This window comes from Spirosoma terrae, from assembly GCF_010435915.1.
Lineage (GTDB): Bacteria > Bacteroidota > Bacteroidia > Cytophagales > Spirosomataceae > Spirosoma > Spirosoma terrae.
Map to the genome: position 1 here is coordinate 19211 of NZ_JAAFZH010000010.1, position 12804 is coordinate 32014.

The following is a 12804-nucleotide window of genomic DNA, read 5'->3' on the forward strand; positions in this document are numbered from 1 at the left end:
GGCGCACCACCGCAAACTAACCATTTTTTACTGTACCAACAACCGACTGCTCGAACTCTCGCCGTTGGTTTTTACCCGGACGATATATAAACCTTTGGTTAATCCCTGAATAGGCAACGTAACACGAGTGCTTGGCGCATCGGTATACGACAGGGTCCTGATTTGTCGACCACTCATATCCATAAGGTCGACAGAAAATGATTGAAAGCCCTTCAACTGTACGTCCACAGTTGGATTGGATGAGGCAGGATTTGGGTATACGTTAATAGTTAATGCATCGGTTTCGGGTAATGCGGACACCGATTTGACTAGTTTAGCCCGTCTGGGACTGACTTGAAGCACGGCTCTCATTCGGGCCACTTGCCCTTTTGTGAACATATTCATACAGGCATCCGGCGAATAATCCATATAGTTCTCGGTCAGATCCCGAGTTTGCACGCCATTAAAGCAGGTAGAATACGTCGTGCGGCACTGCGTGGTTTGATTAGCCGCCTTGGTGGGTGGCGTATCCGCTACGTAGTCTTCTGCACAACCGTCGCCATCGCCCCAGGTGTGAATCAGGCCCAACCAATGCCCAATCTCATGCGATGCCGTCCGGCCTAACGAATAGGTTGAACTGGTAACCGTGCCCGTTTTCCGACCAAAAAAACGGTAATCAATCATGGAGCCATCCACAAATTCATCTGTTACCCCCGGAAGCCCTTTCAACGTATCAGCCGCCGTTGGAAACTGGGTATACCCCAAATAATTGTTCTGTAACGTAGTAACCCAGATATTCAGGTATCGATCACTTGGCCAGTAAGCAATCGAGGAAAGTAATGCATCGTCCGAAAATATATTAAATGACGTTTTTTTGTCGTAGTAGTGCCGGGTTATTCCGTTGGTAGGCTGCCCATTAGGATCGGAGGTGGCCAGGTAGAATTCAATTTTAGCGTCGGCTCCTATATCGCTTGTATTATAGCCATTGGTCCCCTCTTTCCGGCGATAGTCTTCGTTCAGCACCTGAATCTGGGAAGCAATCTGTTCATCGGAGATATTTGGGTTATTCGCTCCGCCAATTAGTCCGGATGGATTACTGTGGACAACATGAACAACCACGGGAATTCGATAGATGGTTTCATCTTCGGCCTGCCGTAACGACATACTGTTACGTTCCACTTCACTGATTCGGCGGTTGAGTTCCTGAATCTGCTTAACCCGATTCGGGTTCCGCATCTGAAGCACAAACTTTTCGTAGTCAGCCGTACCGCATCGTTTTAGTAACGAGTCGGGCACAGTCTGGGCCTGTACTGAATACGTACAAAAACACATAAAAGAACCGGCCAGCCAAAGCCAGCCGGTTCTTTTATAGTCATTAATCAGGCTACTGACCTGCTTTTTCATAAGCCGTAATGATTTCCCGCACAAGTCGATGCCGCACTACGTCGCGACCATCGAGTTCAACAAAAGCGATCCCCTTTATCGTTTTCAAAATATCAACGGACTCAATCAGGCCAGACTTTTGCTTGTTCGGCAGGTCAATCTGCGACCGGTCGCCTGTAATGATTGCTTTCGACGAAGGCCCCATACGAGTCAGAAACATTTTCATCTGCATAGGGGTCGTATTTTGCGCTTCATCCAGCAAAATAAAGGCATTGTTAAGCGTACGACCACGCATGTAAGCCAGCGGAGCGATTTCAATAATCCGGTTTTCCGTATAAAACTTAAGTTTTTCGGCCGGTATCATATCGTCCAGTGCATCGTAAATTGGGCGTAGATACGGGTCGATTTTTTCTTTTAAGTCGCCCGGCAAAAAGCCCAGATTTTCCCCCGCTTCAACAGCTGGTCGTGTAATAATAATTTTCTTAACTTCCTTATTTTTCAGTGCCCGAACGGCAATAGCCACGGCGGTATATGTTTTACCAGTCCCCGCCGGTCCAATAGCAAAAACCAGATCGTGCTTCTCAGCGGCTTCTACCAACCGCTTCTGGTTATCAGTTTTAGCACGTACAACAATACCCCGGTTGCCATAAACAAGCACTTCATCATCATCAGGCACAATCGGCAAAACGCCACCATTGCTACCCGTGGTCTGGCCACTATGATTGATGTAGTTCTGCACGTTTTCGTGCGTGATTTTGCCGTATTTCTGGTAATGTTCCATCAACGAATCCAGGATGTCGCTGATCCGGGTAATCTCGGGCGTAGTGCCTTTAATGCGGATTTCGTTACCGCGCGAGATGATTTTGCTCATCGGAAACGCAGCGGCCACTTCTTTAATATTGTGGTTCTCTACGCCCAGAAAGTCGATGAGCGAGACATTGTCGAGGGTGATGACTTTTTCGACCAAATGATAATTAGTGTTTTAAATGTGATTCCGAAAAGTAAGCGATTTCTCTGCTTATACAACACATTTTTTTGAAAAATTATTCGCTCAATTTCTTTTCTTAGTATACGCAACCACTTGATATAATGGAGTTGAATTTAACAAATAATTGGTTACCTTGCTATAGTACCGTCGCCTGTATGTTTTCTTACCAGTTACGCGAAAACCCCGTGTCGACGTTGCGTAAAAAAAACGATTTTTTTTCTGGCCAGTAGTAGCAACATTACCAGAATGTTACGTCTCTTTACCCAGCCCAACTTAGAGACTGATCCGGTAACGGAATTTGCCTTATGCGGGATTCATTGCGTAAACTTGCATAATAAGTATGGAGAACAACGCACGCCCTAACCAACACCTTCGTAAGCCGTCGGCCTTCGCGGGAGGTCGCCAGCAGGCAGGTAACCACTGGCTCGATACGGGTCTTGGAAAATTACCACCTCAGGCCCTGGATCTGGAAGAGGCAGTGCTTGGGGCTCTGATGATCGAAAAGGATGCCCTTTCCTCCGTTGTCGACATTCTAAAGCCCGAAACGTTCTACAAGGAAGCTCATCAGCGCATCTATAATGCCATTCTGACGCTGTTTGCGAATTCTGATCCTATCGATTTGCTGACAGTGACCAATCAGCTCCGCAAAACGGGCGAAATTGAGTTTGTAGGCGGTGGTGGGTTTGTGGCAGAGCTGACCTTCCGGGTAAACTCCGCTGCCAATATTGAGTATCACGCTCGTGTTATTTCGGAACAGGCGCTGAAACGGGCGCTGATTACGATGTCGTCAACTATTCTGCGCGACGCATACGAGGATACGACCGACGTATTTGAGCTGCTCGACCGTACTGAACAGTCGCTCTTCAAGATTTCGGAGTCGAACATCAAGAAGAACTACGCCGACATGAGTACCATCGTTCGGATGGCACTGAACGAACTGGAAACCAAGAAAAACCAGGAAGGGTTAACCGGCGTACCATCAGGATTTACCAATCTGGATCGCGTTACGTCGGGCTGGCAACCCACCGAATTAATTATTCTGGCGGCCAGACCAGCCATGGGCAAAACGGCCTTTGTGGTTTCAGCACTCCGCAATGCGGCCGTCGATCATGGAAAGGCGGTTGCTATCTTCTCGCTGGAGATGTCGTCGGTACAGCTGGTCAATCGTTTGATATCGGCAGAAGCTGAGATCGATTCGGAAAAGATTCGAAAAGGAACACTGGCTCCTCATGAATGGACTCAGTTGCACCATAAAATTCAACGGTTAACGGAAGCGCCTATTTTTATCGACGATACACCTGCCCTATCCATTCTGGAGTTGCGGGCCAAGTGTCGTCGTCTGAAAGCACAGCACGACATACAGATGGTCGTTATTGACTATCTACAGCTAATGTCGGGCGATACGTCGGGGCGTGGAGGAGGAAACCGCGAACAGGAAATTGCGTCGATTTCGCGGGCGCTGAAAAACCTGGCGAAAGAGTTGAACGTACCGGTTATTGCGCTTTCTCAGTTAAGCCGGGCCGTTGAAACACGGGGTGGCGACAAAAAACCGCAGTTGTCTGACTTGCGGGAATCTGGATCTATCGAGCAGGATGCCGATATGGTCTGCTTTCTGTATCGCCCCGAATATTACAACATCACGCAGGACGAAAACGGTAACTCAACGGCCGGTGTTGGCGAAGTGATTATCGCGAAAAACCGAAGTGGTTCTCTGGACACCATTCAGCTCCGTTTCATCAATAAATTCACGAAATTCTGCGACCTTGATTCCTATTTTGAACCCGTTCCTACGCAAGGCTTTAGCCCGGACGTGAATGGGCTAAGTAGTTTTGATGCGCCCCCCGTCGGCAACGTCTTCAAAAGCAAGGCCAACGACCGGTCTAACTTCGGTCATGCCGATCCCAATCAGGAAACACCTTTCTAACAATAAAAAAGTCCGGCTCATCACCGGACTTTTTATTAGGTAGTAACTGTTAAGTCATGCGTTTCGAAGTAACGCTCCGCCAATTCGAGGACCATTTCCGGACGAAGCGGTTTGTGAAGAAAATCGACAATATGACCATCGGCCAAAGCCCGCTGATGATCGTCGGGATTTAGGGACGTTGTTAGCATTACAACAATGACCTTCGCTTTGTAGGTCTCATCCAGCTGGTGATACATGTCCATAAAATCCCAGCCTGTTAACCCCGGCATGTTGATATCAAGAAAAATAATACCAGGTCTGGATGGACCTTCTACCGTTTCATACGTACCGCTGCTGGTCAGATAATCCAAAGCATCTTTAACATTGTTGATGGCTTTAACTTCTACCCCAATAGAAGCACGTTCTACCGCTTTTGAGTGAGCCAGATTAATGAAACGGTCATCATCTATCAACAAAACACAGTCCAGGTCTTTAAATTTTTTCATAACTGGTTAGTAAATGACAGGAATTGTGAAAAAGAAAGTACTGCCTTCGCCTAGCTCAGATTCGACTGTAATCTCTCCTCCGTGCATCTCAACTATTTTTTTACAATGAGCCAGCCCGATTCCATTCCCCTCATAAACCTCGCGGTCGTGCAGGCGCTTAAAAATTAAAAAAATCTTATCCCGGTAAGCCGGTTCAATGCCGATCCCATTGTCGCGGACAGCGAATTTCCAGAAGTTATCGACCTTCTCGGCCCAGATTGTAACAATCGGGGTTGTGCCGGCTTTTCTAAATTTGATCGCATTGCCGATGAGATTCTGAAAAAGCTGCCTTAATTCAATCGGGTAAGCTGTGATAACGGGTAAGTCAACAGCTACGATTTCGGCTCGGGCTGCCGTCAGATTTGTTGCCAGATCACCTTTAAGCGTATCAATTAATTGATGACAATCGACCGTCGCCAACGATTTTTCCTTACCTAAGCGCGAATAGTCGAGCAACCCTTTGATCAGGCTTCGCATACGTAGCGTGCTCTGATGAATCACATCGATATAAAGACTGGCCGTTTCATCTAGTTCCTGACTATATTCCTGTTGCAAGAGTTCAACGAAATTGCTCACATTGAGTAGCGGTTCCTGCAGATCGTGTGAGGCAATGTAAACAAACTGTTCCAGCTCTTTATTTTGTGCTTCAAGGTGTTGCGCGTGGGTTCTGATCGTAGCCTCTGCCTGCATTCGTTCCGTCAGATCCCTGGTAATTTTCGAATAACCGATCACGTTTTCGGCATCGTCATGAATAGCTGTAATGGTTACGCCCGCCCAGAATAGCGTATTATTACTCCGCTTTCGCCAACCTTCGTGATACACCTTTCCGAGCGACGTTGCCTGTGCTAACAAGTTGCCCGGCAAGTCTGCCTCCTGATCCGGTTCTCCATAAAAGGCTCTAAAGTTTTTTCCAATAATTTCTTCAGCAGAATAGCCTTTTATTTTTTCGGCTCCCTTGTTCCATGTCTCAATATTGCCTTGTGTATCTAATAGAATAATCGCATGATCGTCGATTTCTTCCATCATTTTGAGTAATCGATCCTGTTTCGTTTCGAATAGCATTGCCAAAATGCAGTTAACCGGATTTGAGTGTATTTACTGTGTATTTATGAATACCTGAACATGTTAATAGTTAATTATCACATTCTGCAATTTGTCAAAGAAATAGCTCCCTGAATTTAAGGCAAATGGAGCGGCTATTCTCTTCTTGGGCGATAATTTTATAAAATGGCCTAAAAGCGACCACACAGTCAAGGACAGCTAGCGAATTAGCTTCTCGCTATTACGCCTTTACAGAACCAAACTATCTCCTTTTGAAAATAACGAATTTTACCTAGTGCTGAACTGGCTGTTTACACCAAAGGTTCAGTTTACTTTTAGTTGAAGATTATTTTTTCGTCAGCAGCACTACGTTCTCCACATGATGCGTATGAGGAAACATATCGACCGGCTGCACATCCGCTACTCGATAACCTTCATCCAAAATACCGAGATCACGAGCCTGCGTAGCCGTGTTGCAACTTACATATACAATACGTTCAGGAGCGGCTTTGAGTAATTGTCTGGTAACCGCTTCATCCATTCCAGCCCGGGGAGGATCGGTAATAACGACGTCTGGCCGTCCGTGCTGATCAAAAAAGGTATCTGTCAGAATAGCCTTCATATCACCGGCTACGAACGTAGTGTTGGTGATGCCGTTAACATCAGCATTAATTTGGGCGTCTGCCACGGCCGACTCTACGTATTCTACCCCGACTACATGCCCAGCCATGCGAGCCACGAACAAGGCAATGGTACCCGTTCCGGTATACAAGTCATAAACGCGCTCGCGCCCGGTTAATCCCGCCCAGTCCCGCGCCACCTTATAGAGGTTGAATGCCTGCTGCGCATTCGTCTGATAGAACGACTTAGGACCAACCCGAAAAACCAGGGGACGCCCGCTATGATCGTCCATGATTTCTTCAATGTATGGCTTACCCGACCAGTTTATTACGTCCTGATCCTGATAACTGTCGTTTTTCTTGGTGTTAATAATATAATTCAACGACGTAATGCCCGGGAAAGTCGTTTGCAGAAAATCCATCAGACCAGCCAGGATTTCTGGTTTATCCTGGGCCACCTGTACAGTCACCATTACCTGCCCCGACGATGCAGTACGTATAATCAGCGTCCGTAAAAATCCAGTATGCAGTTTCAGATTGTATAGACTGATATCATTCTGAAAAGCGTAGTTCGTCACCGCCAACCGAATAGCGTTGGACGGTTCAGGCTGCAGATAACAATGGTTGATTGGCAGTACTTTATCAAAACGGCCCGGTACGTGAAAACCAATTGCCCGAGGATCAATAGATTCCCCGGTTCCGACTTCAGCCTGGGTCATCCACCGGCCTTCGGCGCAGGTAAACTCCAGTTTATTGCGATAATACTGCGTTGGCTCTGCCGACAAGATAGACCGAATATTGGGCAATGCTACCTTCCCGATCCGGGTCAGATGATCAACAACCTGCTGGTGTTTGAAACGCAATTGTTCGTCATACTGAATATGCTGCCACTTACAGCCACCACACGTACCAAAATGCTCACAAAAGGGTTGAGCTCTTACCGTCGAGAATTGATGAATGTGTTCTGCAACGGCTTCCCGGTATTGCTTTTTCTTATTCGTGACGCGTAGATCAACTACATCGCCCGGTGCTACGCCAGGCCCGCCGGTTGGATTTTCAACAAAAATTACGCCCTCCTCCGTACGTACTATACATTTTCCCTCTGCTGCAACAGATTCAATCGAAACCGCGTACAACCGTTCGGGTGCTTTATGACTCCTTCTACGCATAAGTATCCTAAAAAACCGCTAATTTAAGCAGCCGTTTCCGGACAGTATACTACTTACCTAACTATTCCTTTTATGGTGAACCTGTACCGTAGTCGCTTGTGGACGATAGGTTTAATCAGTTTATTACTGATTATCAGTGGGATTGCCCGCGCTACGCATATTGTTGGTGGGGAACTGGAGCTACGTTATATGGGTCCGCAAAGCCCATTTTCTCACCGCATTAACTTAAACCTCTATTTTGACGACGTAAATGGCGATCCGGGAGCCGACGACGGACGCGTATCGGTAGGGGTATTTGCCAAACGGAACAATCAACTGATTGGTTACGTATTGCTTAATCGGATCAGCAGTGAGTATGTTCCTTACACCAACTCTTCCTGTCAAACGGCCAATCTACGTACCAGGCTCATTCGGCATGGCATTGATGTTACGCTTGACCCAAACGCTTTCAATGATCCTGCTGGCTATTATCTGTCCTGGGAGCGGTGCTGTCGGAATGGAACCATTGTGAATATTCAGAATCCAGCCGACGCGGGTTCAACATTTTACCTGGAATTTCCAGCTATAAGTACGACCAAAAACTCTTCACCCGTTTTTACGGTTCCCAAGGGCGATTACGCCTGCGTTGGCCAGCCATTCAGTCTGGATTTTAGTGCTAAGGACGCCGACAACGATAGCCTTACCTATACACTGGTTACGCCCTATAACGGCTACAGTAATCGGGCAGTGCCGAATCCTGGCGCTATCAATTCCCTTAACAACCCTATCTTCTACCCTGGCCCCTATCCACTTGTCAACTGGGCTTCCGGTTTGTCTGTAACGAATCAGATTCCTGGCACCCAACCGCTTCAGGTTAATATCCGAACCGGATTATTGACCGTGACACCTAATCGGGTAGGTCTTCACGTTTTTTCGGTTCAGGTTGATGAATACCGACGGGGTGTCCGGATCGGAAGCGTCCGTCGCGATTATCAGGTGCTGGTTATTGATTGTCAAAAGAACGATCCTCCCAAATTACTATTTCGCCCGGAAGGTCAATCCAGCTTTTACACCCAGGGAGCCGTAGTAACGATTGCCGAAAAGGATACGAATTGTCTGGAACTGCTGGTTACAGACCCAAACCCAAACCAACGGATACGCATAGTTAATATGAGTGGTTCGTTACCCGGCCTGACCATTGCGCCCGGCGAACTGTTTACTCGTAGTACACGCGATACGCTCAGGGCAAAATTCTGCTTTGGCCGATGTGTCGGTGGCAATGGTACGCCCTTTACGCTTATGATCCGGGCCACCGACGAAGGCTGCCCACAAGGAATGAGCGACACGATCAGTATTCGACTGAATGTAATTCCATCACCAAATAACAAGCCCGTTGCCAGTACTGATTTAACAGATAATAAAGCCAGTATAACGGTTGGTTCTTCGCTATCGTTTACCGCGTTTGGTGCCGATATGGATAATGATAATATCACGATTCAGGCCGTTGGTCGTGGTTTTTCACTGGCTCAGGCAGGTATGAGCTTTGGCTCAGCCTCCGGCGTAGGGAAAGTAGCGCAACCATTTACCTGGAAACCAACCTGTTCGGACGCCATTCATTCGGACTACTTCGTCGATTTTATTGTCACCGATACGCGCTGTAGCCGAAATCTTCGGGACACGGTTACGGTTAATCTGAAAGCACTCGGTTTGCCCAGTCAACCACCCTCTATCCGAACCTCGCTATCATCGCAGGTAGTCGAGCTACTGGTCGGCTCCAGTGAGTCGTCTACATCAACATTTTCTGTCATTGGCGACGACCCAGATCGGGATACTATTCGGATGACCGCCGTTGGACGAGGTTTCGACCATAAAGCCGTTGGAATGGCCTATATTGACAAAAATGGGCCCGTTACGTTAGAATCTCCTTTTTCCTGGAGCCCAACCTGCGAACTACTGAATGGCCAATCAGAGGCTACGTTTGTCATTGATTTTATTGCCGACGACCGCTCCTGTCAGCCTAAACATACCGATACAACTACCGTTACGTTTCATCTGAAAGATCCGTATGTAAGCGTCGATTTAACTATACCAAACGTCTTTACACCGAATGGGGATGGCTATAACGACTTTTTTACGGTGAAAGATTTGCCCGAAAATGCCTGCTCCGAACAATTCAAATCGGTTACGATCACGAATCGTAACGGTCGAACGGTGTTTACCTCCAGTGACCCAAAATTCAAATGGGCAGGAACGAACGATCCGGTTGGAACCTACTATTATCTTATTCAGACAACCACCCGAACGTTTAAAGGTCCTGTCACATTAATCCGTTAATAAAAGCGTCTATAGCGTCTGGCCTGATCTCTGATCAGGCGCTACTACTAACTAATTCTGCCTATCTTCGCACCCTATATTATGAAGGAAAAAGTAGTACTTATTACCGGCGCATCGTCAGGAATTGGCCGTGCCCTGGCGTTTGCCTTTGGTCGCGAAGGAGCTAGCATTGTTATTTGCGCCCGCAATGCCGAATCACTTCAGCAGGTTAGTAGCGAATTAAAGCAGGCCGGGATCACGACTCTGGCTCTGGTTGCTGACGTTAGTCTGGAAAATGATGTTAAAGCATTGTTTGAGCAGACTATTGCCCGGTTTGGCCGGTTGGACATACTCATCAATAATGCTGGCATCTCGATGCGGTCGATGCTGATTGACACCGATCCGGCTGTTATTCAGAAAGTTATGGACATCAATTTTATGGGTACGGTGTATGCAACCCGGTACGCCTTACCCTATATCGTCCAGACAAAAGGCTCCATAGTCGGCATATCCTCAATTGCTGGTTACCGGGGGTTACCTGTTCGAGCGGGTTATTCGGCGTCAAAATTTGCCATGAATGGCTTTCTGGAAGCAGTACGTACCGAACTGCTACATTCAGGAGTACACGTATTGACCGCTTGTCCGGGTTTTACAGCTTCTAATATTCGCTTTTCAGCACTCGATGCACATGGGCATGCCAAAGGAGAAACTATGCGCGATGAATCAAATATGATGAGTGCCGAAGAATGCGCTGATCATATTTTACGCGCTGTTAAATCCCGTAAACGGGAATTGATTTTGACAACTCAGGGTAAGCTGACCGTATTTATCAATAAGTTGTTTCCTGGTCTGGCCGATAAACTGGTCTATAATACGTTAGCCAAAGAAAAAGACTCGCCATTGAAACGACAGTAGGTTTAGATAATCCAGACATTATCACGGCGAACGTAGTACAATTCATTGTGCCAAAAAACGCGAAGATAAATATCCTGGCTTCCAATAATATTGACTTTGTGTCCTCGTCCGATTATTTCGGCGGCCGGTGCTGCTGCCGACGGGTCGGTACGTAGCAATACGCGCTCCTGACTAATAATACCCGATTTAACACGTTCTGGCAGGTTGACAAACAAAAGCAATCCGGTCAGGTATACAAACAGTACCCACTTCTGCCGGGTGGGTATGCTCTCTTTTCGGAGCATTTTTACAATAAGCACCCCAAACGCATATCCGGCTGGTATGAATAAGAACAGGAGTAGGTAAATTCCGTATTTTTTATAGAACAAATAGAAGTAATTTAAATCGTCGGTCTCATAGCCATTCAGATTATTAGCTCTGGCAACATCGTTCATACGTCGGAGAACAGCATCATCAGGATGGCGGTCAAAATAGACCTGAAGATAGTATAGCTGGTGTGGAACGTCATTCTGCTGCTCATAGGCACTGGCTAATTTCAATAACATGGCATCACTGGGTTTTTGCCCTTTTGCTATGGCCTGTTCATATAATTTGGTAGCATCAGTCTGAGCACCAGCGCGAAACAGTGAATCTGCCCGCCTGATTAATGGTTCGTGATCTGCCATCGCCGGAAAAAAACGAATGCTTAGGCAGAAAAATAGACTTATTTTAAGGGCAATGGCTTGCATTGATCGAAATAAGGCCATAGTTTTGCACCGCGTTTGAGGGAAAAAGTCATTCTTACACCCAACATTCACAATCGATTCGGTAGCTCAGCTGGTAGAGCAATACACTTTTAATGTATGGGTCCTGGGTTCGAATCCCAGCCGAATCACTTCCAAAAGAACTCATTGGAATTTCATTCCATAAAAAGAAAAGGGAAACGGACTGTTTCCCTTTTCTTTTTTCCTTTCCTCCGATTTAGAAAGGAAGGTCATTGCTTTCGTCATCAAAGCTCGTGTTGAACGGCGTACCTGCTGGCTGACTTTGGCTGACAGGGCGGGCCTGCTGCGCCGGACGCGCAGGGGCAGCATAGCTAGTATCCCCTCCTTCGGCTAATTCAAGCCGGAATGCCCGAAGTTCTGTATACCACCGTTCGTTGTATTCCCGAGACTCTGCGCTAAAAGTTGCTTTTAAGGTATCTCCTTCTGCAAACTGCTTTAGGTCATTGGCTTTCTCACCCCAAACCGTCATACAGACTTTTTTCGGAAATTGTGTATCCAGGGTTTCGATCACAAATTCCTGTTTATTCCATGCTCCATTTTTTCCCTGTCCAGTTACTTCAGGGAGTACTTTTATAAGTTTTCCTACTAATTCCAGCGCCATGCTTATAGAACTTTAAAACGTGGTTTGAGGATTAAAATTACGAATTTTTGCTCATTTCGGGAGCGGTGTTCATAAATAGTAAAAAGAAAATCGAGTCGTATTGCATAGAGAAAAATGAACTCCTATATTTGCACCCGCAATCAGCAGATGGCCACGTGGTGAAACTGGTAGACACGCCATCTTGAGGGGGTGGTGCTGCAAGGCATGGGAGTTCGAGTCTCCCCGTGGTCACATTAAATTACACTTAAATGCACTGTATAACAGATAGTTACAGTGCATTTTCTGTTTTACTACATAAACATTGCATAAACATAGCTTTTTTTGGCCATGTTAAACCCCGAATCGGAAGCAATCAATAAACGGTTCTTTCAGGCAATCGATGAACTGGTAAAGCGTCGGCAAATGCGGGGCAAGAACACCTTTGTGTCCCGCTACGGATTGAATAAGGGAAACTTCTATCAACTACGTGTTAACCCAGATCGATCGTTCGAGTTAGCATATTTAACCTGGCTAGTTAAAGATTACGGGGTTTCTTCCCAATGGCTACTGACAGGTGAGGGGGAAATGTTTTCCAAACGATACATTTCAAATCCAACATAATTAA

Annotated in this window: 11 protein-coding genes and 2 tRNA genes; 6 read left to right on the forward strand and 7 right to left on the reverse strand. The window is 46.6% G+C overall.

The genetic code is table 11. From position 1 onward, the window contains the following. Window positions 1–27 precede the first annotated feature (27 nt). Window positions 28–1383, reverse strand: coding sequence for a M43 family zinc metalloprotease (locus GK108_RS19890; protein ID WP_163952349.1), 1356 nt, complete (start codon window positions 1381–1383; stop codon window positions 28–30). After that, complete coding sequence (locus GK108_RS19895; protein WP_163952351.1) at window positions 1364–2329, reverse strand: PhoH family protein; 966 nt, start codon at window positions 2327–2329, stop codon at window positions 1364–1366. The genes GK108_RS19890 and GK108_RS19895 overlap by 20 nt, the downstream gene beginning before the upstream one ends. Before the next feature lie 361 nt (window positions 2330–2690). Here GK108_RS19895 and dnaB point away from each other — a divergent pair, with 361 nt between their 5' ends. Then, window positions 2691–4274: a replicative DNA helicase gene (gene dnaB / locus GK108_RS19900; protein ID WP_163952353.1), complete on the forward strand. Its 1584-nt coding sequence runs from the start codon at window positions 2691–2693 to the stop codon at window positions 4272–4274. A 35-nt stretch (window positions 4275–4309) separates the two neighbouring features. Here dnaB and GK108_RS19905 read toward each other — a convergent pair whose 3' ends face one another. From GK108_RS19905 to rlmD, 3 genes are all read right to left on the reverse strand, one after another. Next, complete coding sequence (locus tag GK108_RS19905; RefSeq protein WP_163952355.1) at window positions 4310–4759, reverse strand: response regulator; 450 nt, start codon at window positions 4757–4759, stop codon at window positions 4310–4312. A gap of 6 nt (window positions 4760–4765) precedes the next feature. After that, window positions 4766–5860: a sensor histidine kinase gene (locus GK108_RS19910; RefSeq protein WP_212592850.1), complete on the reverse strand. Its 1095-nt coding sequence runs from the start codon at window positions 5858–5860 to the stop codon at window positions 4766–4768. 325 nt (window positions 5861–6185) lie between these two features. After that, window positions 6186–7628, reverse strand: coding sequence for a 23S rRNA (uracil(1939)-C(5))-methyltransferase RlmD (gene rlmD / locus GK108_RS19915; RefSeq protein ID WP_163952357.1), 1443 nt, complete (start codon window positions 7626–7628; stop codon window positions 6186–6188). 72 nt (window positions 7629–7700) lie between these two features. Between rlmD and GK108_RS19920 the strand changes: the two genes are divergently transcribed. Together GK108_RS19920 and GK108_RS19925 are read left to right on the forward strand one after the other, a co-directional pair. Next, window positions 7701–9941: a T9SS type B sorting domain-containing protein gene (locus tag GK108_RS19920; RefSeq protein WP_163952359.1), complete on the forward strand. Its 2241-nt coding sequence runs from the start codon at window positions 7701–7703 to the stop codon at window positions 9939–9941. An 81-nt stretch (window positions 9942–10022) separates the two neighbouring features. Continuing rightward, window positions 10023–10835 (forward strand): SDR family oxidoreductase, encoded by an 813-nt coding sequence (locus GK108_RS19925; protein ID WP_163952361.1) that lies wholly within the window; start codon window positions 10023–10025, stop codon window positions 10833–10835. Between the two features lie 2 nt (window positions 10836–10837). Here GK108_RS19925 and GK108_RS19930 read toward each other — a convergent pair whose 3' ends face one another. Further along, window positions 10838–11581, reverse strand: coding sequence for a tetratricopeptide repeat protein (locus GK108_RS19930; RefSeq protein WP_163952363.1), 744 nt, complete (start codon window positions 11579–11581; stop codon window positions 10838–10840). Window positions 11582–11636: 55 nt separating this feature from the next. Between GK108_RS19930 and GK108_RS19935 the strand changes: the two genes are divergently transcribed. Continuing rightward, a tRNA-Lys gene (locus GK108_RS19935) sits at window positions 11637–11709 on the forward strand. A gap of 86 nt (window positions 11710–11795) precedes the next feature. Here the strand turns inward: GK108_RS19935 and GK108_RS19940 are convergent. After that, window positions 11796–12200, reverse strand: a complete 405-nt coding sequence (locus GK108_RS19940; RefSeq protein ID WP_163952364.1) for a DUF3127 domain-containing protein — start codon at window positions 12198–12200, stop codon at window positions 11796–11798. A gap of 149 nt (window positions 12201–12349) precedes the next feature. Between GK108_RS19940 and GK108_RS19945 the strand changes: the two genes are divergently transcribed. Together GK108_RS19945 and GK108_RS19950 are read left to right on the forward strand one after the other, a co-directional pair. Beyond that, window positions 12350–12431: transfer RNA gene (locus GK108_RS19945), tRNA-Leu, on the forward strand. Between the two features lie 96 nt (window positions 12432–12527). Then, entirely contained in the window at window positions 12528–12800 is a 273-nt protein-coding gene (locus GK108_RS19950) for a hypothetical protein (RefSeq protein ID WP_163952366.1), read from the forward strand. The last annotated feature ends 4 nt before the right edge of the window (window positions 12801–12804 follow it).